Genomic DNA, 22,375 nt, shown 5'->3' with positions numbered 1-22,375 from the left:
TCCCTGCCCCTCCCCCACAAGGGGGGAGGGAACGGAGAGAGTGTGCCAGTCTCCATCACGCCGCTTTCGACTGCGCCGCCAGCGACGCAAACGTCTTGCCCTCCGCCGCGAGCTTCTTCAGCAGCGGCGCGGGCTCGAGGCTGGGGTCGTTGGTTTCCTTGGCGTAGAACGACAGGCGGTCGGCGATGTGCTTGAGGCCGACGCTGTCGGCCCAGAACATCGGGCCGCCGCGGTAGATCGGCCAGCCATAGCCGTAGAGCCAGACCACGTCGATGTCGGACGGGCGCGCCGCGATGCCTTCTTCCAGGATCTTCGCGCCTTCGTTGATCATCGGATACATCATGCGCTCGAGGATCTCCTCGTCGCTGACGACGCGCTTCTTGCGGCCGAGACGCAGCAGGGTCTCATCGATCAGCTTTTCGACCTCGGGATCGGGCAGCGGCGAGCGCGAGCCCGCCTCATACTTGTAGTAGCCCTTGCCGGTCTTCTGGCCGAAGCGGCCGGCTTCGCAGAGCGCGTCCGCGATCTCCGACTTGATGCCGCGATCTTTTCGCGAGCGCCAGCCGATGTCGAGGCCGGCGAGGTCGCCCATGGCGAACGGCCCCATCGGCATGCCGAACTTGGTGACGACGGCATCGACCTGCTGCGGCAAGGCGCCTTCGAACAGCAGCTTCTCGGACTGCTTGCCGCGCTGGGCCAGCATGCGGTTGCCGACGAAGCCGTCGCAGACGCCGACCACGGCCGGCACCTTGGCGATTTTTCGCGCGATCGTCACCGCGGTCACCAGCGCATCCGGCGCGGTCTTGTCGGCGCGCACGATCTCGCACAGCTTCATGACGTTGGCCGGCGAGAAGAAGTGCATGCCCAGAACGTCCTGCGGACGCTTGGTCGCCTTGGCGATCTCGTCGATGTTCAGATACGAGGTGTTGGAGGCGAGCACGGCGCCCGGCTTGACGTACTGGTCGAGCTTGCCGAACACTTCCTGCTTCACCGCCATGGTCTCGAACACGGCCTCGATGACGAGGTCGGCATCGCCGACGTTCTCGATGCCGACGACGCCGTTGATCAGCGCCATGCGCTTTGCAGGCGCATCCGCCGGGATGCCGCCGCGCGCCGCGGTCGCTTCCCAGTTCTTCTGCATGATGCCCATGCCCCGCTTGAGCTGCTCCTCCCCGGTCTCGATCAGGGTGACGGGAATGCCGGCATTGGCGAACGACATCGCGATGCCGCCACCCATGGTGCCGGCGCCGAGAATGGCAACGCGGTTAACGGGCCGCGGCTTGGTGCCTTCGGGCACGCCGGCGATCTTGGCGGCCTCGCGCTCGGCAAAGAAGGCGTAGCGCTGCGCCTTGGACTGGTCGCTGGCGACGAGCTTGAGAAAGCCCTCGCGCTCCTTCTTGAGGCCCTCGTCAAACGGCAGGTCGATGGCGTAGCCGACCGCGTCGGCCGCCGCGAACGGCGCTTCCAGGCCGCGCGACTTCTTGGTCATGGCGGCAACGGCATTGGTGAAGATCGAACGGTCGGCCTTGGCCGCCGCAATCTTGGAATCGTCGTCGCGCAACCGGCGCAGCGGACGCTTCTCGGCGAGCAGCTTTCGCACGAAGGCTTCACCGCCGGCAGCAGGCCCTTCGACGATCTCCTCGATCAAGCCGTTCTTGAGCGCTTCGGCAGCACCGATCGGATCGCCGCCGACGATCATCTTGACGGCAAGCTCGGGGCCGACCGCGCGCGGCAGGCGCTGGGTGCCGCCGGCGCCAGGCAGCAGGCCGAGTTTCACCTCGGGCAGGCCGAGCTTTGCCTCTTTCACAGCCACGCGGAAATGACAGGCCAACGCAACCTCGAGGCCGCCGCCGAGCGCGGTGCCGTGGATCGCGGCCACGATCGGCTTCGGCGAGTTCTCCATTTCGGCCAGCACTTCATTGAGGCCCGGCGGCTTCGGCGGCTTACCGAATTCGGTGATGTCTGCACCGGCGATGAAGGTACGCCCGGCGCAGGTCAGCACGATGCCCTTGATCGCGGGATCCGCGACCGCGGCCTTGATGCACTCGAGAATGCCGCCGCGGACTGCGGCGCTCAGCGCGTTGACCGGAGGGCTGTTGACCGTGACGATCCCGACCTCGTCATGACGCTCAAGTTTGACCACTTCGCTCACGGTGTCCCTCCTTGGTGGGGCTTGCTTTTATCCATTTCGCATTGCGGAATTTAATTCCGCATCTTGACGGCAGGGTTATTTTGAAGCACGTGGCTTGTCAACGACTCCGCGCAAGAAGCAGATCAGGGATGAAGCGTACAGGAAAGAAGACTGCGACCGACCGGAATTTCGTCGTCGCGCTTTCCCGCGGGCTGGACGTATTGCGCGCATTCGAACCCAATGACGGCCTTCTCGGCAATCAGGAGATCGCGGCGCGGACGAATCTGCCCAAGCCGACGGTGTCGCGGCTGACCTATACGTTGACGAAGCTCGGATATCTGGCGCCGGTTCCCCGCTTCGAGAAGTACCAGCTCACGCCCGCCGCGATGTCGCTCGGTTACGCGGCGCTCGCCAATCTCGGCGTTCGGCATTTGTCCGAACCGTTCCGCGAGGAAGTGATGCGCGCGACGGGAGGCGCCGTCGCCGTCGGCGGCCGCGACCGTCACAGCATGATCTATTTCGGGCAGAGTCGCGGCAGCGAGACGGTCGGCGTTCAACTTGACGTCGGCTCCCGGGTGCCGATTGCAACCAGCGCGATGGGCCGCGCCTATTTCTGGGCACTGGACGAACACGATCGCGCCGAGCTGTCGCGCGTTCTGCGCGAGCATTACGGCAGTCGCTGGCCCAAGATGCGCGACGGACTGGAACGTTCCGGCGAGACCGTCGCGAAATACGGTTTTGCGATTTCGGTCGGCGACTGGCACGACGACATCGGTGCGGCCGGCGTCGCGCTCAGGCTGAACGACGGAACCGGGCCCTATGCATTCAACTGCGGCGCGCCCGCATTCCGTTTCACGGAAGAGCGTTTGATCAACGACATTGGACCGCGTCTGCTGACGATGGTAAGGAACATCGAAGCGGCGCTCGGGGGTCTGATGCCGCATTCAAAAAAACAAGACAGCAAGAAGCTGAAGTCAGGAGGAAAAGTTGCGCGTGTGGCCGAGGGGATCAGATAGCCTTCGTCATTGCCGGGAGCGGTTCGCATCGCTCCTCCGCCCACTCAACAACGTGGGCGAGACGAGATGACGCAGGCACAGCTCGCGCAGGGAACATCGCCCCTGCTCGCCGTTCGCAACGTCAGCGTCGTGTTCGGCGGCATCGTCGCGCTCAACGGCGTGTCCTTTGACATGCATAAGGGCCAGATCCTGGGATTGATCGGCCCCAACGGTGCCGGCAAGACCACGCTCTTCAACTGCCTGTCCCGGCTGTATCAGCCGTCGTCCGGCGACATCCTGATGGAGGGCGTCAGCATCCTGTCGCGGCCGCCGCACCGGATCGCCGAGATCGGTATCGGCCGCACCTTCCAGAACGTGGCGCTGTTTCCGAATCTGTCGGTGATGGACAACGTCCGGGTCGGCGCCCATTCGAAGACCTCCAGCGACATCATCAGCGACTCCCTGAGGCTTGCCTGGGTCCGGCGCAGCGAGAGCAGCGTCAACGACAAGGTGCAGGAGATCCTCGCCTATCTCAAACTCGAGGACGTCGCCCATACCGTGGTCTCCGGCCTGCCCTTCGGCACCCAGAAGCGCGTCGAATTGGCACGCGCGTTGGCTGCCGATCCGAAGATCCTCCTGCTCGACGAGCCCGCCGGCGGCCTCAACCACGAGGAAGTCTATGTGCTCGGCGACCTCATCCGCCGCATTCGCGACGACCGCCACATGACGGTGCTTCTGGTCGAGCACCATATGGGTCTCGTGATGTCGATCGCCGACCACGTCGTCGCATTGAACTTCGGCAAGAAACTTGCGGAAGGCACGCCCGCCCAGGTGCAGGCCGATCCCGACGTCATCAAGGCCTATCTCGGGAGCAAGGACCAATGACGACGCTGCTCAACGTCAAGGACCTGCGCGCCTATTACGGCCAAGTCCAGGCGCTCCACGGCCTGTCCTTCTCGCTCAGCGAGGGCTCGCTGACGACGCTTTTGGGCGCCAACGGCGCCGGCAAGACCACGACCTTGCGCGCGATCTGCAACATGGTGCGGTCCACCGGAGGCATTGAGTTCGACGGCAAGCCGCTGAACCATCGCTCCACCGAGAGCATCGTGCGTTTCGGCATCGCCCATGTGCCGCAGGGCCGCGGCACCTTCACCACCATGACGGTGGAGGAGAACCTCCAGCTCGGGGCCATCACCCGCAAGGACAATGCCGGCATCATCTCGGACATCGAGCGCATGTACGCGCATTTTCCGGTGCTGAAGCAGCGGCACACCCAACAGGCCGGCACGCTCTCGGGCGGCGAGCAGCAGATGCTCGCGGTCGCCCGCGCCCTGATGCTGCGACCGCGGCTGATGCTGCTGGACGAGCCCTCCTTCGGGCTCGCGCCGCTGGTCGTGCGCGATCTGTTCAGGATCCTCGGCAAGATCAACCGCGAGGACAAAGTGTCGATCCTGGTGGTCGAGCAGAACGCCCAGCTCGCGCTCGAGCTTGCCGACCATGCCTATGTGATCGAGACCGGACGCATCGTGATGTCGGGCAATGCCAAGGACATCGCGAACAACGAAGAAATCCGCAAATCCTATCTGGGTTACTGAGGTGGGTGCATCGATGGGATCGATCTATCCGCGCGCTCGTTACACCTCTCCCCGCTGGGGAGAGGTCGGATTGCGCCTGGCGATGCGGAGCATCGTCCAGTGCAATCCGGGTGAGGGGGTGCCGCTCCGAGGAGAGACCGTAAGCCCTCACCCGATTTGCTTGCGAAAATCGACCTCTCCCTACGGGAGAGGTGAACTTCGCGGCGCCGTTCCCGCTCAATCCCAACCTGCAGCGTTTTAGGGGAGCCTAAGGTCCATGGAGCTTTTCACCAACCAGGTCCTGGCGGGGATTGCCACCGGCGCGATCTACGCCTGCATGGCGCTCGCGGTGGTCATGATCTACCAGGCGATCGACCATCTCAACTTCGCGCAGGGCGAGATGGCGATGTTCTCGACCTTCATCTCCTGGCAACTGATGCAATGGGGCATACCCTATTGGGCCGCCTTCGTGCTCACGCTGGCGCTTTCCTTCGTCGGCGGCATCGCGATCGAGCGCATCCTGTTCAAGCCGCTCGCGAAGGCGCCGATCCTGACCAACGTCGCCGGCTTCATCGCGCTGTTTGCGATCATCAACTCCTCGGCCGGCCTGATCTGGGACTTCACCATCAAGCAATATCCGACGCCGTTCGGCTCCGCGCCGTTCCTGGGCAGCCAGCTGATCTCGACCCACCAGGCCGGCATGATCGGCGTCACCGTGCTGCTGTTGCTCGGCCTCTACTTCTTCTTCCAGTACACCAAGATCGGTCTCGCCATGCGCGCCGCCGCCTCGGTGCCTGAATCGGCCCGGCTGGTCGGCATCAACACCTCCTGGATGATTGCGCTGGGCTGGGGCATGGCCTCCGCGATCGGCTCGATCGCCGGCATGCTGATCGCTCCCGTCGTGTTCCTCGAGCCCAACATGATGGGCGGCGTGCTGATCTACGGCTTTGCCGCCGCGGTGCTGGGAGGACTGACCAGTCCGTTCGGCGCCGTGGTCGGCGGCTTCCTGGTCGGCGTCTTCGAGAACCTCGCCGGCACCTACATCCCCGGCGTCGGCAACGAGCTGAAGCTTCCGATCGCGCTCGCGCTGATCATCTCCGTCCTGGTCGTCAAACCCGCTGGCCTGTTCGGCCGGCACATCGTCAAGCGAGTTTGATCATGAGCGCTGCAGAAGACGTCGTCACGGAAGCCCCGGCCGTCGAGGCCGTTCCGAAGCGCGCCATGACGCTAGGCACCGGCACCTCGCTGCTGGTGCTCGCGGCGCTGCTCATCATGCCTGTCTTCGTCAAGAACTTCATCATCTTCCAGATGACGATGCTCCTGATCTACGGGCTGGCGGTGCTGGCGCTGAACATCCTGACCGGCGGCTCCGGCCAGTTCTCGCTCGGCCAGAGCGCGTTCTACGCCGTCGGCGCCTACACCACGGCGGTGCTGATGGAGCACTTCAACGTCAACTACGCCCTGACCTTGCCGATCGCCGGCGTGGTCTGCTTCGCATTCGGCTTCCTGTTCGGGCAGCCGGCGCTGCGGCTTTCCGGCGTCTATCTCGCGCTTGCGACCTTCGCGCTGGCCACCGCCATGCCGCAGCTGTTGAAGCTCAACTTCCTCGAGCACTGGACCGGCGGCGTGCAGGGCCTCGTCGTCACCAAGCCCGATGCGCCGTTCGGCCTGCCGATGTCGCAGGACATGTGGCTCTACTACTTCACGCTCGTCGTCGTGATCGCGATCTACATCTTCTCGGTGAACCTGCTGCGCTCCCGGTCGGGCCGCGCCTTCATGGCGATCCGCGACAACGAGATCGCGGCCTCCGCCATGGGCGTTGACGTCGCGCTGTACAAGACGCTGGCCTTCGGCGTCTCCGCCGCCGTCACCGGCGTCGCCGGTTCGCTCGGCGCCATCGCGGTGCAGTTTGTGGCGCCCGACAGCTACACCATCACGCTGGCGATCTCGCTGTTCCTCGGCATGGTCGTCGGCGGCGTCGGCTGGCTGCCCGGCTCGATCGTCGGTGCCGCCTTCATCATCTTCGTGCCGAACATCGCGGAGGGCATCTCCAAGGGCCTCTCCGGCGCCGTGTTCGGCGTGCTGCTGTTCCTCGTCATCTACCTCGTGCCGCATGGCGCAAGGCAAGTCGCGATCCTGGGCCAGCAGTTCGCCGGAAAGCTCAGGAAGAACTGAAAATTCTCATAGTGAAATGAAGGAGACCGAATTGCTTCTCGGAAGAACACTGCGAACCGCTGCGCTGGTCACGGCAACGGCGGTCATCACTTTCACCTCCGGCGCGGCATTTGCCCAAAAGAAATACGACACCGGCGCGTCCGACACCGAGATCAAGATCGGCAACATCATGCCGTACAGCGGTCCGGCGTCGGCCTATGGCATCATCGGCAAGACCGAAGAAGCCTATTTCAAGATGATCAATGACAAGGGCGGCATCAACGGCCGCAAGATCAGCTTCGTCACCTATGACGACGGCTACTCGCCGCCGAAGGCAGTCGAGCAGGTCCGCAAGCTGGTCGAGAGCGACGAGGTTCTGGCCGTGTTCAACCCGCTCGGCACGCCCTCGAACAGCGCGATCCAGAAATACCTGAACGCCAAGAAGATTCCGCAGCTGTTCGTCGCGACCGGGGCCACCAAGTGGAACGATCCGAAGAACTACCCCTGGACCATCGGCTGGCAGCCTTCCTACCAGAGCGAAGCGCAGATCTACGCGAAATGGCTGCTCAAGGAGAAGCCCGACGCGAAGATCGCGATCCTCTATCAGAACGACGATTTCGGCAAAGACTACCTCAAGGGCACCAAGGACGGCCTCGGAGCCAAGGTCTCGTCCATGATCATCATGGAGGAGAGCTACGAGGTCTCCGAGCCGTCGATCGACGGCCATATCGTCAAGATCAAGGCCGCCAATCCGGACGTGCTGCTGATTTATGCGACGCCGAAATTTGCTGCCCAGACCATCAAGAAGACCGCCGAGCTCAGCTGGAAGCCGCTCCAGATCCTCACCAACGTGTCGATCTCGGTCGGCAGCGTGATGAAGCCGGCCGGATTCGAGGCTTCGCAGGGTGTGCTCTCGGCGGCCTATGCCAAGGACTCCACCGACCCGCAGTGGGCCAACGATCCCGGCATGAAGAGGTGGAATGAGTTCGTCGACAAGTACATGGCGGGCGCCGACAAGTCCGACACCAGCATGGTCTATGGCTATGGCGCTGCGTCGACTCTGGCCAAGGTGCTGGAAATGTCCGGCGACGATCTGACGCGCGCCAACCTGATGAAGCAAGCGGCGAACCTCAAGGACTTTGCGCCGGACACCCTGCTGCCTGGCGTCAAGATCAACACCGGCGCCGCCGACTTCGCGCCGATTTCCCAGCTCCAGATGCAGCGCTTCAAGGGCGAGAAGTGGGAACTGTTCGGCGAGATCATCAGCGGCGACGTCGCTTCCGAGTGACCCGCTGACGACACAGTCCCGGCCAACGAGCCCCCGCGCGCGATCGCGGGGGCTTTTTGTTTGACGTCGGGCGTCAATCTTGTTCAATGCAGCGCCGATGCAACTCGGGGTAGGAGAGCAATGACTGCCGTTCGTTTTCAAGTTGCGGTTGTTTTGGTCGCGGTCGCATTGTGCACTGCGATGAGCAGCGCGGCCCTTGCGCAAAAGAAATACGACAGCGGCGCTTCCGACACCGAGATCAAGATCGGCAATATCATGCCGTATAGCGGGCCGGCCTCCGCCTATGCCGCGATCGGCAAGGCCGAGGAAGCGTATTTCAACAAGGTCAACGCCGAGGGCGGCATCAACGGCCGCAAGATCAAGTTCATCTCCTATGACGACGGCTATTCGCCGCCGAAGACGGTGGAGCAGGCACGCAAGCTGGTCGAGAGCGACGAGGTGCTGCTGATCTTCGGCTCGCTCGGCACCTCCACCAACGGCGCCATCCGCAAATACATGAACGAGAAGAAGGTGCCGCAACTGTTCGTGGCGAGCGGCGCCTCCAAGTGGAACGATCCCGAGCAATATCCGTGGACCATGGGCTGGCAGCCAAGCTACGCCAGCGAGGCGCGGATCTATGCCAAGTACATCATGAAGGAGAAGCCGGACGCGAAGATCGGCGTGCTCTACCAGAACGATGATTTCGGCAAGGACTATTTGAAGGGATTGAAGGACGGCCTCGGCGCCAAGGCGTCGATGATCGTGCTCGCGGACAGTTACGAGACCTCTGAGCCGGCGATCGACGAGCACGTCGTGAAGCTGAAGGCCGCCGGCGCCGACGTCCTCATCAGCATCACCACGCCGAAATTCGCCGCACAGGCGATCAAGAAGGCGGCCGAGATCAACTGGCATCCTATGCACATCATCTCCAACGTCTCGGCCTCGGTCGGGGGCGTGATCGAACCGGCGGGGCTCGAGATCTCACAGGGCATCCTGTCGGCGACCTACACCAAGGACGGCTCCGATCCGCAGTGGAACACCGACGACGGCATGAAGAAGTTCTACAATTTCCTCACGCAGTATGATCCCAAGGCCAACAAGCTCGATGCTGCCGTGGTGTTCGGCTATGCCGCCGCGCAGACCATGGCGAAGGTGCTGCAGATGTGCGGCGACGATCTCACCCGCGAGAACGTCATGAAGCAGGCCGCACACCTGAAGGATTTCGCGCCCGATACGCTCTTGCCCGGCATCAAAATCAACACCGCGCCGGACAATTTCGTCCCGATCGAGCAGCTCCAGATGATGCGGTTCAAAGGCAAGAAATGGGAGCTGTTCGGCGAGATCATCTCGAGCGAGACGGGGCATTAGAGCTCTTTGAGCAGGGTGCAATTTTAGGTCAGGCTTGAATAGCAGCACAACTCAGGATCAATGCGCCGACGCAAGGGACTGAATCTTACCAGCCGGAATATTCCGCGCCGCATCGATCAAATTGCGCCGGCTGCGACATTCGCTGAGGCGTTTTTCTTGCTGGCCGGACGGGAAGGGTATTCAATGTGTGCAGGAGCGGCGCGAACGAACGCTCCCAATCAAAAAAGCGACACATTGAAATGGACCAAGGGAGATCGAGATGCCTGCAATGCATGTGCGGCTGGGGGCCCTTGCGGCCGCCCTCGCGCTAGCCGCGACCTTTTCCACCGCAGCGTCAGCGCAAAAGAAATACGACACCGGCGCGTCCGATACCGAGATCAAGATCGGCAACATCATGCCCTATAGCGGCCCCGCTTCGGCCTATGGCGTGATTGGCAAGACCGAGGAAGCCTACTTCAGGAAGATCAATGCGGAAGGCGGCATCAACGGCCGCAAGATCAACTTCATCAGCTACGACGATGCCTACTCGCCGCCGAAGACGGTCGAGCAGGCGCGCAAGCTGGTCGAAAGCGACGAAGTGCTGTTGATCTTCCAGTCGCTGGGCACGCCGTCGAATTCCGCGATCCAGAAATACATGAACTCGAAGAAGGTGCCGCAGCTCTTCGTCGCTACCGGCGCCACCAAGTGGAACGATTCGCAAAACTTCCCCTGGACCATGGGTTGGCAGCCCAACTACCAGAGCGAGGCACGCATCTACGCCAAGTATATCCTGCAGAAGATGCCGAACGCCAAGATTGCCATCCTCTATCAGAACGACGATTACGGCAAAGACTACCTGAAGGGCGTGAAGGAGGGGCTTGGCGCCAAGGCGGCTTCGATGATCGTCGCCGAAGAGAGCTACGAGACGTCCGAGCCAACCATCGACTCCCACATCGTGACGCTGAAGGCAACCGGCGCCGATGTCTTCTTCAACATCACCACGCCAAAATTCGCCGCCCAGGCGATCAAGAAGAACGCCGAGATCGGCTGGCATCCGACGCACTTTCTCAACAACGTCTCGGTTTCGATCGGCAGCGTGATGAAGCCGGCCGGCTTCGAGGCCTCGCAGGGCATCGTCTCCTCGAACTACTACAAGGATCCGACCGATCCGCAGTGGAAGCACGATCCGGCGATGAAGGCCTGGAATGAGTTCCTCGACAAATACTATCCCGAAGCCAACCGCGCGGATTCGTCGGTGATGTACGGTTACATCGTCGCCCAGGCCCTTTTGCACGTGCTCAAGGCGTGCGGTGACGATCTGACGCGTGCGAACGTCATGAAGCAGGCGGCCAGCATCAAGGACTTCGAACCTGCCGGCCTCTTGCCGGGCATCAAGGCCAATACGGGCCCCACCGACTTTGCTCCGCTGTCCCAGTTGCAGCTCATGCGCTTCAAGGGAGAAAGCTGGGAGCTGTTCGGCGACGTCCTCAGCGGTGACGTCAGCGGCTGAGGACAGCACAGCCCCAGGGTGGCTACCAAAAGAGGTGACTACTAAAGAAGCAGTCCCTGCGGCGTCGTCGCAGGGGCTTTTTCTTGATGCTGCAACGCAAATCGTATTCAATTGCTGCAGCGTCGCCAAGAAACCCAGAAAAAGAATGACGCACACACCAAGAAAATAGGGAGATTGGAATGCTCGCTGTTACCGGCAAACTTGCGGCCGCGTCACTTGCGCTTGCGCTTATTGCGGCCTCGGCCTCAACTGCATCGGCCCAGAAGAAATACGACACCGGCGCGACCGACACCGAGATCAAGATCGGCAACATCATGCCCTACAGCGGACCGGCCTCCGCCTACGGCGTCATCGGCCGGACCGAAGCCGCCTATTTCAAGAAGATCAACGAAGAAGGCGGCGTCAACGGCCGTAAGATCAACTTCATTTCCTATGACGACGGCTATTCGCCGCCGAAGACGGTGGAGCAGGCGCGCAAGCTGGTCGAGAGCGACGAAGTCCTCCTGATCTTTAACTCGCTCGGCACGCCGCCGAATTCGGCGATCCACAAATACATGAACTCGAAAAAGGTGCCGCAGCTCTTCGTCGCCACCGGCGCCACCAAGTGGAACGATCCGAAGAACTTTCCGTGGACGATGGGCTGGCAGCCCAACTACCAGAGCGAGACGCAGATCTATGCAAAGTGGCTACTCAAGAACAAGCCGGACGCCAAGATCGCCGTGCTTTACCAGAACGACGATTACGGCAAGGACTATCTCAAGGGCCTGAAGGACGGCCTCGGGGCCAAGGCCGCCTCGATGATCGTCATCGAGGAGAGCTACGAGACCTCCGAGCCGACCATCGACAATCACATCGTCAAGCTGAAGTCGACCGGCGCCGACGTGTTCATGAACATCACGACTCCAAAATTCGCAGCGCAGGCGATCAAGAAGAACGCCGAGATCGGCTGGAAGCCGCTGCACTTCCTCAACAACGTTTCGGCTTCGGTCGGCAGTGTGATCAGGCCTGCCGGTTTCGAGAATGCGCAGGACATCATCTCCGCCGACTATCTCAAGGACGTGGCGGACCCGGAATGGGCGAACGACCCGGGCATGAAGGGATTTCTTGAATTCATGGCCAAGTACTTTCCGGAAGGCGACAAGCTCGCTCACGAAAGCATCGTCGGGTATGGCGTCGCGCAGACGCTGGTTCAGGTGCTGAAGCAATGCGGCGACGATCTGACGCGCGAGAACGTGATGAAGCAGGCCGCCAACCTGAAGGACTTCCGGACAGAAGTGCTGTTGCCGGGCATCCAGATCAACACGTCACCAACCGACTTTGCGCCAATCAGCCAGCTTCGGCTTGAACGATTCAAGGGCGAGAAGTGGGATCTGTTCGGCGACGTGATCAGCGCCGACGTCGGCGGCTAGCCGCCTGGCATCTTACGTCGACGAAAGCCCCCTGCGAGACCCTCGCAGGGGGCTTTTGCTTGCGCGCCGATTATGATCACGCGATTGCACAATCGAATGATGGCAAAGCCTGCTTACGCTTTGGCGCATGATGCGGTAGGCAGGTGAGCGGCGCGTTTGCCGCCAGCCTCTCCTGTCCGCTCAAGGCCTTTGTCATGACCGACCGACGTCCCCTGCTCCGCGCGCTCTACGACGCCGCGGTTGCCGCCGCCCATCCCAATGTCGTGCTGGCGCCGCATCTGCGGCCCGCTCCCAAGGGGCGCGTGATCTGCCTTGCCGCCGGCAAGGGCGCGGGCGCGATGGCTGCGGCCGCAGAGCGACATTATCTCGACACGCTCAAGCTTGCGCCGGAACGCCTGGTCGGCATCGCCACCACCCGCCACGGCTACGGCGTGCCGACGCGCCGCATTCGTGTAGTCGAGGCCGGCCATCCCGTGCCTGACGAAGCCGGCCTGAAGGGCGCAGCCGATACGCTCGCGCTCGCGGGTGAGGCCGGGCCCGACGATCTGCTGCTGGTGCTGCTCACCGGCGGCGGCTCGGCGAACTGGATCGCGCCGGTGGACGGCATCAGCTTCGCGCAGAAGCAGGCGGTCAACAAGGCGCTGCTCCGCTCCGGCGCGCCGATCGGCGAGATGAACACGGTCAGAAAACACCTGTCGCGGATCAAGGGCGGACGGCTGGCGCGTGCCGGCAGGAATGCCGCCGAGATCGTGACGCTCGCGATCTCCGACGTGCCGCATGACGAGCCCTCTGCGATCGCCTCCGGCCCCACCGTGCCGGACCCGACCACGCTGGCGGACGCGCGTGCGATCGTGGCGAAGTACAAGCTCGACATCGACGAGGCCGTGCGCCGCGCGCTGGGCGACGACCGCAACGAAAGCTGCAAGCCGGGCGATGCCGCCTTTGCGCGCGCGCATTTCGAATTGATCGCGCGGCCCAAGCAGTCGCTCGACGCCGCGGTGATGCTCGCCAAAGACGCCGGCTACGAGACGATCGATCTCGGCGCCGATCTCGAAGGCGAGGCGCGCGAGATCGCCGCCGATCATGCCAGGATGGCCATGGAAGCGCGCGCGCAAGGCAAGCGGATCGCGATCCTCTCCGGCGGCGAGCTCACGGTGACCGTGCGCGGCCATGGCCGCGGCGGCCCCAACCAGGAATACGCGCTGGCGCTCGCCGAGCTGCTGAAGAGCACCACCGGCATCTCCGCGCTCGCCGGCGATACTGACGGCGCCGACGGCGGCGCCGGCAATCCCACCGACCCCGCCGGCGCACTGATCGACGCGGCGACGTTCGCGAAGATGAAGGCGCAAGGGCTGGAGCCGCAGGCCTATCTCGACAACAACGATGCCACGACGTTCTTCGAGGCGACCGGCGACCTGCTGCTGCCGGGCCCGACGCTGACCAACGTGAACGATATTCGCGTGATTTTGGTGGATTGAGGTCTTTTACCCTCCCCTGGAGGGCAATCGCATATGGGCTGATCTTGTTCTGGCCGATCCTTCGAGACGCCCGCCTTGGGGCGGGCCCTCAGGATGAGGATGGAGTGCGCGGCAGCGGTTTCAACGGGCGCCGATGCCGCTCAGCCTCATCCTGAGGAGACCGCGGAGCGGTCGTCTCGAAGGACGAGGCGCGCGCTCAGGCCGCCCAAAAGGCTATATGCGATTGCCCTGCCCTCCAGGGGAGGGTGAAGAGCCCCCGGCTCAAAACTCGTTGGCGATCTTCGACAGCATTTCGAGCAGGGCTGCGCGATTGGCGGGGCCAAGGAGCTCGTTGAGCCGGGCCTCGTGCTTGGTGGCGACCAGCTTCTTTGCCCGCGCCAGCACGGCCTTGCCCTTGTCGGTCAGCACCAGGATGTGCGAGCGGCGGTCGTTGGTGGAGCGGATCCGCGCGCAAAGGTCGCGGCTCTCCAGATTGTCGAGCAGGGCCACGAAATTCGGGCGCAGGATGCCGAGCGTGGAAGCGACCTCGGTCTGGTTACGCCCCGGATTCTTCTCGACCAGCAGCAGCACGGAGAACTGCGCCGGCGTGAGCTGGAGCGAGGCCATGCAGCGCAGGAAATTCTCGAACACCTTGAGCTGCGCACGCTTGAGCACATAGCCCAGCTGTTCGGAGAGTTCGCCGAGCTGGAGGGCCTCGGAGGCCCCTTCAGCCGCGTCCTTGCGGCCCCTGGCCGCCTCGGCCGGCTTTTCAGACGTTTTCGAAACGGTCATCGCCTCATGCTCGCAATCCCGCTAAGTTCGGGAGGGTCGCCCCACCACCCCTTGATGTTATATTTGATAATTGTTATGAACCATATCAAATATCGTCAGCGTTTTTCAATGGCTGTAGTCGGACCGTCCACCGCAATCGGGGGATGGATCCGGATCTTGAGGGGGAGCGTCCGGTCTTGAACACCACTATCATGCTGTTCCTGCTGCAGGACGGCATCACCAATGGCGCGATCTACGCGCTGCTCGGCCTGGCGCTGGTGCTGGTGTTCGCCGTCACCCGCGTCATCCTGATCCCGCAGGGCGAGTTCGTCACCTATGGCGCGCTGACCTATGCCTCGCTTGCGGCCGGCCAGATGCCGGGCACGGCAAAGCTCGCGCTCGCCATGGGCATCGCCGCCTTTGCGTTCGACCTGTTCGTGGCACGGCAGGCGCTGCACGCGCGGCTGGTCGTGCGCGCCTTCCTCACCAACATCGTGCTGCCGGCGATCGTGCTGGCGGTGACGCTCTATTTCGCCGGCCAGAAGCCGCCGGTGGCGATCTGCATCGTGCTGTCGCTGGTGATCGTCGCGATGATCGGCCTTTATCTCTACCGCATCGCATTCCAGCCGCTGGCGCACACCTCCGTGCTGGTGCTGCTGATCGCCTCGGTCGGCGTCCATCTGGCGCTTCAGGGACTGGGCCTGTTGTTCTTCGGCGCCGAAGGCCAGCGCGGGCCTGCCGTGCTGTCGACCTCGTTCACCGCGGGCGCGCTGCGTTTCACCGGCCAGAGCATCGCGGTCTACGGCATCACCATCGCCTTCATCGTCGGGCTGTGGCTGTTCTTCGGCCTGACGCTCTACGGCAAGGCGCTGCGCGCCACCGCCGTCAACCGGCTCGGCGCACGGCTCGCCGGCATCCGCACCTCATTGTCGGGACAGATCGCCTTCCTGCTTGCCTCGGTGATCGGCGCGCTCTCGGGCATTTTGATCGTGCCGATCACCACGCTCTATTATGACAGCGGTTTCCTGATCGGCCTGAAGGGTTTCGTCGCCGCGATCATCGGCGGCCTCGTCAGCTATCCCCTGACGGCGGTTGCGGCGCTCTTCGTCGGCATCGTCGAGGCGTTCTCGTCGTTCTACGCCTCCAACTACAAGGAGGTCATCGTTTTCATGCTCTTGATCCCCGTGCTGCTGCTGCGCTCGCTCGCCGCGCCCGCGGTCGAGGAAGAGAAGGACTGACGCTAAGATGCAGAGCCGGCTTCCCATCCTCATCTTCGCGCTCGTGATGGCGGCGATCCCGCATCTGCCGGGCATGCCGCCGTTCTGGATCGTGCTGCTCGACAATATCGGCCTCACCGCCCTCGTCGCCATGGGCCTCGTGCTGCTGACCGGCGTCGGCGGCCTGACTTCGTTCGGGCAGGCGGCGTTCGTCGGCTTCGGCGCCTACACCACCGCGGTGCTGTCGACGACCTACGGCCTGTCGCCCTGGCTGACGCTGCCGTTGTCGCTCGTCGTCAGCGGATTGCTGGCGGTGCTGCTCGGCCTGGTCACGGTCCGCCTCTCCGGCCATTATTTGCCGCTCGGCACCCTGGCCTGGGGGCTCGGGCTGTTCTACCTGTTCAGCAAGCTGGAATTTCTGGGCCGCAACGACGGCATCTCGGCGATCCCGCCGCTGTCGGTCGGCTCGTATAGGATGCTCAATCCCGGCTCGATCTATTACGCAATCTGGGTTGCCGTGATCCTCTCGGCGCTGCTCACCATGAACCTGCTGGACTCCCGCACCGGCCGCGCCATTCGTGCGCTCCGCCGCGGCCACGTCGCGGCCGAAGCGTTCGGCGTCCAGACCCCGCGCGCCAAGATGCTGGTGTTCATCCATGCCGCGGTGCTCGCCGGCCTGTCCGGCTGGCTCTACGCCCATCTCCAGCGCGCGGTGAACCCGACGCCGTTCGGCGCCCAGGCCGGCATCGAATATCTCTTCATCGCCGTGGTCGGCGGCGCCGGCTATGTCTGGGGCGGCGTGCTCGGCGCGGTGATCGTCGTGGTCCTGAAGGAGGTGCTGCAAAGCTATCTGCCGCTGATCCTGCCCGGTTCCGGCCAGGTCGAGACCATCGTGTTCGGCATCATGCTGGTGGCGCTGCTCCAGCTCGCCCCCGGCGGCGTCTGGCCCTGGCTGATGTCGCTGCTGCCCGAGCGCACCAGTGGCAGAAAGCCGGACACCTCGCTCAAGCTCGAGGCGCGCACCCGCGCACAGAGCCAGTCCAACGTCCTGCTCCAGGTCGAGAAAGCGCGAAAGCAGTTCGGCGGCGTGATTGCGGTGAATAGCGTGTCCTTCGACGTCCAGGCCCGCGAGATCGTCGCGCTGATCGGGCCGAACGGCGCCGGCAAGAGCACGACGTTCAACCTGATCACCGGCGTGCTGTCGGCCACCTCCGGCTCGATCTCGGTGCTCGGCAAGAAGGTCGACAACGCGCCGCCGCAGGAGATCGTCAAGCTCGGCATCTCCCGCACCTTCCAGCACGTCAAGCTGGTACCCGACATGACCGTGCTGGAGAATGTCGCGATCGGCGCGCATCTGCGCGGCCATTCCGGGCCGATCGCCTCGATGCTGCGACTAGACCGCGCCGATGAAGCCAAGTTGCTTGCAGAAGCCGCGCGCCAGATCGAGCGGGTCGGGCTCGGCGAGCAGATGCATCAGCTCGCAGGCAGCCTGTCGCTCGGCCAACAGCGCATCGTCGAGATCGCGCGCGCGCTGTGCGTCGATCCGATGCTGCTGCTGCTCGACGAGCCGGCCGCGGGCCTGCGCCACATGGAGAAGCAGCGCCTCGCCACGCTGCTGCGCGATTTGCGCGACGGCGGCATGAGCGTGCTGCTGGTCGAGCACGACATGGGTTTTGTGATGAACCTCGCCGACCGCATCGTGGTGCTCGATTTCGGCACCAAGATTGCGGAGGGCACGCCCGCCACGATCAAGACCAATCCCGAAGTGATCAAGGCCTATCTCGGAGTGGCGGCATGAGCGCGCTGTTGTCCGTCACCGACGCGCATGTCGCCTATGGCAAGGTCGAGGCGGTCCGTTCGGTCTCGCTTGAGGTCGGTGCCAACCAGATCGTCACCATCGTCGGTGCCAACGGTGCCGGCAAGACCACGCTGCTCTCCGCCATCATGGGCATTTTGCCGCTGAAGGGCCGCGTGAGCTTTGCCGGGCAGGACCTAGCGCGGCTCGACATCGAGGACCGCGTCGCCATGGGGCTCGGGCTTGTCCCGGAGCACCGCGAATTGTTCGTGACCATGAACGTCGAGGACAATCTCGAGCTCGGGGCCTTCCGCATCGAGAAGAGCAAGGCCAAGGCCTCGATGGAGCGGGTCTACACGCTGTTTCCGCGGCTGAAGGAGCGGCGCAAGCAGCTTGCCGGCACGCTGTCCGGCGGCGAGCAGCAGATGCTCGCGATGGGCCGCGCGCTGATGGGCGCGCCGAAACTGCTGATGCTGGACGAGCCGAGCCTCGGCCTTGCGCCGATCATCGTCGCCGACATCTTCCGCATCGTCACCGAGCTGCGCGCCAGCGGCGTCTCCGTGCTGCTGGTCGAACAGAACGCACAGGCCGCGCTGAAGATCGCGGACCAGGCCTATGTGATGGAGCTCGGCGAGTTCGTGCTCAGCGGCAAGGCCAGCGACATCGCCGCCAACGAACAGGTCGCGGCCAGCTATCTCGGCTTCCAGCACGAAGGCGCGAGCGTGTTGTGATCTCGCCGCGCACTCCGCTTCCTTTCTCCCCTTGTGGGAGAAGGTGGCGCGAAGCGCCGGATGAGGGGTATCTCTCCACGACTTTGATCGCGAGAGCCTCGCTCGCGGAGAAAGACCCCTCACCCGTCTCGCCGCTGCGCGGCGAGCCACCCTCTCCCACAAGGGGAGAGGGAAATCGCGCCGCTTGCGTGAGGTCGAACACGATGAAGTGGCTCACAACGCCTTCTCCCCCTTCAACGCCGCGATCTCCGCTTCCAATTCCGCGATCCGCTGATCCTTCGCCGCCAGCGCCGCTGCGACATCCGCGGCGTCGAACTTCTGCGGGATATGCTGCGGGCAGTTGGTGTCCCAGGCCGCGATCTTGAACACGATCGCCTGCTCGGGCCTTGCCCGGTAGCCCTTCGGCATCAAGGACTGCGTCAGCGCGTCGTCGTCCTCGACCACGCGCGCCTCGCCCCAGATCTTGACCCGGCGGCGATGGGCGTAGTCCATGATGTAGATGTAGGCCTTGGGATTCTCCGACAGATTGCCTTGGGTGATGAATTGCTGGTTGCCGGCATAGTCGGCAAAGGCGAGCATCTGCTTGTCCAGCACCTTCAAGAAGCCCTTCGGTCCGCCGCGATGCTGGATGTAGGGCTGACCGTCCGCCGCGGCGGTGGCGAAATAGAAGCTGTTGGCATCGGCCAGGAAGGCGGCCAGGTTTTCGTCGACCTCGGTGCGCCAGCCATGCTGCTCGGCGCGGGCATAGGCCTGCCGCGACCCCTTGCGGTTCTGGATCGATTTCACCGCCGGCGTGAAGGCCACGTCGCTGGGGTAAGTATGCGCTGCACCCGTCATCGGAACACCTCCTGAAATCCGCGCCTTCCTGCGTCTCTCGGAGCTTAAAATGGACCGCCCGGCGGCCAGAGCAATCAGCCCGCTTGACACTTCATCATTGCAATATATGCAATGATGCCATGGACCGCCTCGAAGCCATGCATGTCTTCGTCACCGTGGCCGACCTGCGCGGCTTTGCGCCGGCGGCGCGCAAGCTGCGGCTGTCGCCCTCGGCGGTGACGCGGCTGATCGCGGCGCTCGAAGAGCATCTCGGCGCGCGGCTGTTGCAGCGGACCACGCGGCAAGTGACCCTGACCGACGTCGGCACGCGTTATCTGGAACGCGCGCGGCGCATCCTCGCCGATGTCGAGGAGGCCGACGGCTCGGCCCGGGACGAACGCAACCGGCCGAGCGGGCGCCTCGTGGTGTCGGCCCCGGTCGGCTTCGGCCGGCTCCATATCGGGCCGGTCATGACCGCCTATCTCAAGCGCTATCCGGAGGTTGCCTGCGAATTGCGGCTGTCGGACCACCTCGTCAACCTGGTGGAAGACGCCGTCGATGCCGCAGTGCGGATCGGCCATCTCGCCGATTCCTCGCTGGTGGCCCGCCAGGTCGGCCAGATGCGGCGGATCGTCGTGGCCGCGCCCGGCTATCTGAAGCGTCACGCTGAACCGAGGACGCCGCAGGCATTGCTGGAGCACCAGACCATCCAGTTCGGGCCGACCAACTGGCGCTTCCTGGTCGACGGCCGCGACATCGAGGTGACGCCCTCTCCCCGGTTCATCAGCAACAGCGCCGACGCAGCGCTGCAATATGCCGAGGCCGGCGGCGGCGTGACGCGGGTGCTGGCCTATCAGGCCGCCGAGGGGCTGAAGCGCGGGCGGCTGAAAATCGTGCTGGCGAAGTACGAGCAGCCGGCGCTGCCGATCCACATCGTCTACCCGACCTCGCGCCTGCTCTCGGCCAAGGTGCGCGCGTTCATCGATCTCGTGGTGGAGACGGCGGACTGGAAGTTTGGGTGACGTCTCGTTTCCCGGACGTGCCGCGGAGCGGCGCAGAGCCGGGACCAGAAAGCCAAGAGAGCGGGCTCCGGATGGATGGGCCCCGGCTCTGCAGCGCACCGCTGAAGAGCGCTGCGCTGCGTCCGGGGCACGAGACCGATCACCCCTTCTTCGGCACCACGCGGAACGTGCCGCTGGCGCGCGCGATCAGGGTATCGTCGGCCCTGACCAGGCACTGCGCGAAGCAGATCGTGCTACCGGTCTTGATGGCCTCGCCTGCAACCGCGAGCCATTGGCCGATCTCGGCAGCGCCGACATAGTCGATGGACAGCGAGATCGTCACGAACGACGTTGTCCAGCCCGTCGCCTGCGCGCAGCTATAGCCCATGGCGGCGTCGGCCAGCGCGGCGATCAGTCCGCCATGGATCAGCCCGCGCGCATTGGTGTGCGGTTTCGCCAGACGCAGCCCGATGATCACGGCGTTGTCGGTTTTCTTCGAGTAGAGCGGCTCCCAGGGATCGGTGAGCGGCGCTTTACGGAAATGCGGCTCGAAGCCGGCGGGAATGTCGGTGCTGGTCATATCTGTCTCACATCGTTGGTTGCCGCCATTGAACGCGATGTGGATGACGGTTTCACCGCCTACAAAGTTTTAAACGGCATTTGCGGGGGTGTTTGAAACGACCTCCGCCGTTACCTCACAAAGACTGTCATGCCCCGCGAAGGCGGGGCATCCAGTACGCCGCAGCGTCTCCGTATCCACGCGCCGCCTCTGGAATACTGGATGCCCCGCCTACGCGGGGCATGACACCTGTGGTCAGAACGGCAGCCCCACATAATTCTCCGACAGCGACGTCATCGCCGCCTGCGATTGCGTGACGTAGTCGAGCTCGGCGAGCTGGATGCGCGCGCCGATGGTGCCGGTGTCGGGGAATTTGTGCAGCATCGAGGTCATCCACCAGGAGAAGCGCACCGCCTTCCAGACCCGTGCCAGCGCCTTGGCGGAATAGGCGTCGATCCCGGCGCTCGACTTCTCGTCGTAGAACTCGCGCAAGGCGTCCGAGAGATAGTGCGCGTCGGAGGCCGCCAAGTTCAGCCCCTTGGCCCCCGTCGGCGGCACGATGTGGGCGGCGTCGCCGCAAAGAAACATCTTGCCGAAGCGCATCGGTTCGGCGACGAAGCTGCGCAAGGGTGCGATACTCTTCTCGATCGATGGGCCGGTGACGAGGCTGTCGGCCGCCTTCTGGTCGAGCCGGCGCTTCAATTCATCCCAGAACCGGTCGTCCGGCCACTGGTCGACATGGTCGTCGAGCGAACACTGCACATAATAGCGGCTGCGCTTCATTGAACGCATGGTGCAGAGCGCAAAGCCGCGGGCGTGGTTGGAGTAGATCAGTTCGTGGCCGACCGGCGGCGTCTCGGACAGGATGCCGAGCCAGCCGAACGGATAGATCCGCTCGAACTCCTCGATCGCCGAGGGCGGAACGCTGGCGCGGCTGACGCCGTGAAAGCCGTCGCAGCCGGCGATGAAGTCGCAATCGATCTCGTGGGTGACGCCGTCCTTGACCCAGGTTACGCGCGGGTGACTTCCGTCGAAGTCATGCGGCTGCACGTCCCTCGACTCGTAGACCGTGGTGAGGCGGGCCGCCTTGCGCGCGTTCATCAGATCGAGCGTAACCTCGGTCTGGCCGTAGATCATGACCGTCTTGCCGGTCGCGGCCTTCATGTCGATGCGGTGACGGCGGCCGGAAAAGGCAAGCTCGATGCCCTCATGCACCAGGCCTTCGCCATGCGCCCGTGCGCCCGCCCCGACCTGGTCGAGCAGCGCCACAGTTCCCTCCTCCAGCAGGCCCGCGCGGATGCGTCCCAGCACATAGTCGGGGCTCTGACGCTCCAGAATGACATTGTCGATACCGTAGGCGTGCAGCAGTTGCCCAAGCAACAATCCGGCCGGCCCTGCCCCGATGATTGCGACTTTTGTCCGCAATACTTGCTCCTTCCGATCCTGTAGGCTTTCGTTGCGGCTCGCTTGTCGCGTTGCTCCGCGCGGGATAATTATATCATATAACGGTTGGGCAAAAAGGGGACGGCTCGTCGCCGGCAGCGACAAATCCATGCAACATGGCTGACGTAGATGACCTGGCGAGGCGCGCGCCAGTTCCGGCTTGAACGCGCCGGCCAATTAGATAACATGTTAATTAAA

General features: G+C 63.8%; 19 protein-coding genes. 14 read left to right on the top strand and 5 right to left on the bottom strand.

Annotation, left to right across the window (positions count from 1 at the left end; all coding sequences use genetic code 11):
* Window positions 1–55 precede the first annotated feature (55 nt).
* Window positions 56–2,152, bottom strand: coding sequence for a 3-hydroxyacyl-CoA dehydrogenase NAD-binding domain-containing protein (locus tag GWG65_RS03370; RefSeq protein WP_275193925.1), 2,097 nt, complete (start codon window positions 2,150–2,152; stop codon window positions 56–58).
* A 128-nt stretch (window positions 2,153–2,280) separates the two neighbouring features.
* Here GWG65_RS03370 and GWG65_RS03365 point away from each other — a divergent pair, with 128 nt between their 5' ends.
* The 10 genes from GWG65_RS03365 to GWG65_RS03320 all read left to right on the top strand — a co-directional run bounded on the left by GWG65_RS03365 (window position 2,281) and on the right by GWG65_RS03320 (window position 13,865).
* The gene (locus GWG65_RS03365) at window positions 2,281–3,147 is read left to right on the top strand and encodes an IclR family transcriptional regulator (RefSeq protein WP_275193936.1); all 867 of its coding nucleotides are present in this window, start codon (window positions 2,281–2,283) and stop codon (window positions 3,145–3,147) included.
* Window positions 3,148–3,213: 66 nt separating this feature from the next.
* Window positions 3,214–4,011 carry an ABC transporter ATP-binding protein gene (locus GWG65_RS03360; protein WP_275193924.1) on the top strand — a complete coding sequence of 266 codons (798 nt, stop codon included), beginning with the start codon at window positions 3,214–3,216 and terminating at the stop codon, window positions 4,009–4,011.
* The gene (locus GWG65_RS03355; protein WP_275193923.1) at window positions 4,008–4,721 is read left to right on the top strand and encodes an ABC transporter ATP-binding protein; all 714 of its coding nucleotides are present in this window, start codon (window positions 4,008–4,010) and stop codon (window positions 4,719–4,721) included. Before GWG65_RS03360 ends, GWG65_RS03355 begins: the two co-directional genes overlap by 4 nt.
* A gap of 256 nt (window positions 4,722–4,977) precedes the next feature.
* The gene (locus GWG65_RS03350; RefSeq protein WP_275193921.1) at window positions 4,978–5,856 is read left to right on the top strand and encodes a branched-chain amino acid ABC transporter permease; all 879 of its coding nucleotides are present in this window, start codon (window positions 4,978–4,980) and stop codon (window positions 5,854–5,856) included.
* A gap of 2 nt (window positions 5,857–5,858) precedes the next feature.
* Window positions 5,859–6,875 carry a branched-chain amino acid ABC transporter permease gene (locus GWG65_RS03345; RefSeq protein WP_247387606.1) on the top strand — a complete coding sequence of 339 codons (1,017 nt, stop codon included), beginning with the start codon at window positions 5,859–5,861 and terminating at the stop codon, window positions 6,873–6,875.
* 31 nt (window positions 6,876–6,906) lie between these two features.
* Window positions 6,907–8,142 (top strand): ABC transporter substrate-binding protein, encoded by a 1,236-nt coding sequence (locus tag GWG65_RS03340; protein ID WP_275193919.1) that lies wholly within the window; start codon window positions 6,907–6,909, stop codon window positions 8,140–8,142.
* Window positions 8,143–8,262: 120 nt separating this feature from the next.
* Window positions 8,263–9,489 carry an ABC transporter substrate-binding protein gene (locus GWG65_RS03335; RefSeq protein ID WP_275193918.1) on the top strand — a complete coding sequence of 409 codons (1,227 nt, stop codon included), beginning with the start codon at window positions 8,263–8,265 and terminating at the stop codon, window positions 9,487–9,489.
* A gap of 259 nt (window positions 9,490–9,748) precedes the next feature.
* Entirely contained in the window at window positions 9,749–10,978 is a 1,230-nt protein-coding gene (locus tag GWG65_RS03330; protein ID WP_275193917.1) for an ABC transporter substrate-binding protein, read from the top strand.
* Window positions 10,979–11,157: 179 nt separating this feature from the next.
* Window positions 11,158–12,387 carry an ABC transporter substrate-binding protein gene (locus GWG65_RS03325; protein ID WP_275193916.1) on the top strand — a complete coding sequence of 410 codons (1,230 nt, stop codon included), beginning with the start codon at window positions 11,158–11,160 and terminating at the stop codon, window positions 12,385–12,387.
* Window positions 12,388–12,581: 194 nt separating this feature from the next.
* Window positions 12,582–13,865: a glycerate kinase gene (locus GWG65_RS03320; RefSeq protein WP_275193915.1), complete on the top strand. Its 1,284-nt coding sequence runs from the start codon at window positions 12,582–12,584 to the stop codon at window positions 13,863–13,865.
* Window positions 13,866–14,126: 261 nt separating this feature from the next.
* Here the strand turns inward: GWG65_RS03320 and GWG65_RS03315 are convergent, their stop codons facing one another.
* Window positions 14,127–14,636: a MarR family transcriptional regulator gene (locus tag GWG65_RS03315; protein ID WP_275193914.1), complete on the bottom strand. Its 510-nt coding sequence runs from the start codon at window positions 14,634–14,636 to the stop codon at window positions 14,127–14,129.
* 176 nt (window positions 14,637–14,812) lie between these two features.
* Here GWG65_RS03315 and GWG65_RS03310 point away from each other — a divergent pair, with 176 nt between their 5' ends.
* The 3 genes from GWG65_RS03310 to GWG65_RS03300 are packed head-to-tail and all read left to right on the top strand — an operon-like array spanning window position 14,813 to window position 18,358.
* Complete coding sequence (locus GWG65_RS03310) at window positions 14,813–15,853, top strand: branched-chain amino acid ABC transporter permease (protein ID WP_275193913.1); 1,041 nt, start codon at window positions 14,813–14,815, stop codon at window positions 15,851–15,853.
* A gap of 7 nt (window positions 15,854–15,860) precedes the next feature.
* The gene (locus GWG65_RS03305) at window positions 15,861–17,630 is read left to right on the top strand and encodes a branched-chain amino acid ABC transporter ATP-binding protein/permease (RefSeq protein WP_275193912.1); all 1,770 of its coding nucleotides are present in this window, start codon (window positions 15,861–15,863) and stop codon (window positions 17,628–17,630) included.
* The gene (locus GWG65_RS03300; RefSeq protein WP_275193911.1) at window positions 17,627–18,358 is read left to right on the top strand and encodes an ABC transporter ATP-binding protein; all 732 of its coding nucleotides are present in this window, start codon (window positions 17,627–17,629) and stop codon (window positions 18,356–18,358) included. Before GWG65_RS03305 ends, GWG65_RS03300 begins: the two co-directional genes overlap by 4 nt.
* A gap of 213 nt (window positions 18,359–18,571) precedes the next feature.
* On the opposite strand, the gene GWG65_RS03295 is transcribed toward GWG65_RS03300, so the two are convergent.
* On the bottom strand, window positions 18,572–19,195 hold the full coding sequence (locus GWG65_RS03295; RefSeq protein ID WP_275193910.1) for a pyridoxamine 5'-phosphate oxidase family protein: 624 nt from the start codon (window positions 19,193–19,195) through the stop codon (window positions 18,572–18,574).
* A gap of 119 nt (window positions 19,196–19,314) precedes the next feature.
* Between GWG65_RS03295 and GWG65_RS03290 the strand changes: the two genes are divergently transcribed.
* Window positions 19,315–20,196, top strand: coding sequence for a LysR family transcriptional regulator (locus GWG65_RS03290; protein WP_275193909.1), 882 nt, complete (start codon window positions 19,315–19,317; stop codon window positions 20,194–20,196).
* Between the two features lie 139 nt (window positions 20,197–20,335).
* Here the strand turns inward: GWG65_RS03290 and GWG65_RS03285 are convergent, their stop codons facing one another.
* Together GWG65_RS03285 and pobA are read right to left on the bottom strand one after the other, a co-directional pair.
* On the bottom strand, window positions 20,336–20,755 hold the full coding sequence (locus tag GWG65_RS03285; RefSeq protein WP_275193908.1) for a PaaI family thioesterase: 420 nt from the start codon (window positions 20,753–20,755) through the stop codon (window positions 20,336–20,338).
* 234 nt (window positions 20,756–20,989) lie between these two features.
* Window positions 20,990–22,159 carry a 4-hydroxybenzoate 3-monooxygenase gene (gene pobA / locus GWG65_RS03280; protein WP_275193906.1) on the bottom strand — a complete coding sequence of 390 codons (1,170 nt, stop codon included), beginning with the start codon at window positions 22,157–22,159 and terminating at the stop codon, window positions 20,990–20,992.
* Between the last annotated feature and the right edge of the window lie 216 nt (window positions 22,160–22,375).

The sequence above is a fragment of the Bradyrhizobium sp. CSA207 genome (assembly GCF_029051685.1).
Lineage (GTDB): Bacteria > Pseudomonadota > Alphaproteobacteria > Rhizobiales > Xanthobacteraceae > Bradyrhizobium.
This window is presented reverse-complemented; position numbering and strand designations above follow the sequence as displayed.

Coding starts and splice junctions, on each gene's coding strand:
- GWG65_RS03295 (WP_275193910.1), bottom strand. CDS start 19,195: ATGACGGGTGCAGCGCATACTTACCCCAGCGACGTGGCCTTCACGCCG.
- GWG65_RS03315 (WP_275193914.1), bottom strand. CDS start 14,636: ATGACCGTTTCGAAAACGTCTGAAAAGCCGGCCGAGGCGGCCAGGGGC.
- GWG65_RS03290 (WP_275193909.1), top strand. CDS start 19,315: ATGGACCGCCTCGAAGCCATGCATGTCTTCGTCACCGTGGCCGACCTG.
- GWG65_RS03320 (WP_275193915.1), top strand. CDS start 12,582: ATGACCGACCGACGTCCCCTGCTCCGCGCGCTCTACGACGCCGCGGTT.
- GWG65_RS03350 (WP_275193921.1), top strand. CDS start 4,978: ATGGAGCTTTTCACCAACCAGGTCCTGGCGGGGATTGCCACCGGCGCG.
- GWG65_RS03365 (WP_275193936.1), top strand. CDS start 2,281: ATGAAGCGTACAGGAAAGAAGACTGCGACCGACCGGAATTTCGTCGTC.
- GWG65_RS03330 (WP_275193917.1), top strand. CDS start 9,749: ATGCCTGCAATGCATGTGCGGCTGGGGGCCCTTGCGGCCGCCCTCGCG.
- GWG65_RS03305 (WP_275193912.1), top strand. CDS start 15,861: ATGCAGAGCCGGCTTCCCATCCTCATCTTCGCGCTCGTGATGGCGGCG.
- GWG65_RS03360 (WP_275193924.1), top strand. CDS start 3,214: ATGACGCAGGCACAGCTCGCGCAGGGAACATCGCCCCTGCTCGCCGTT.
- GWG65_RS03345 (WP_247387606.1), top strand. CDS start 5,859: ATGAGCGCTGCAGAAGACGTCGTCACGGAAGCCCCGGCCGTCGAGGCC.
- GWG65_RS03285 (WP_275193908.1), bottom strand. CDS start 20,755: ATGACCAGCACCGACATTCCCGCCGGCTTCGAGCCGCATTTCCGTAAA.
- GWG65_RS03325 (WP_275193916.1), top strand. CDS start 11,158: ATGCTCGCTGTTACCGGCAAACTTGCGGCCGCGTCACTTGCGCTTGCG.
- GWG65_RS03335 (WP_275193918.1), top strand. CDS start 8,263: ATGACTGCCGTTCGTTTTCAAGTTGCGGTTGTTTTGGTCGCGGTCGCA.
- GWG65_RS03355 (WP_275193923.1), top strand. CDS start 4,008: ATGACGACGCTGCTCAACGTCAAGGACCTGCGCGCCTATTACGGCCAA.
- GWG65_RS03300 (WP_275193911.1), top strand. CDS start 17,627: ATGAGCGCGCTGTTGTCCGTCACCGACGCGCATGTCGCCTATGGCAAG.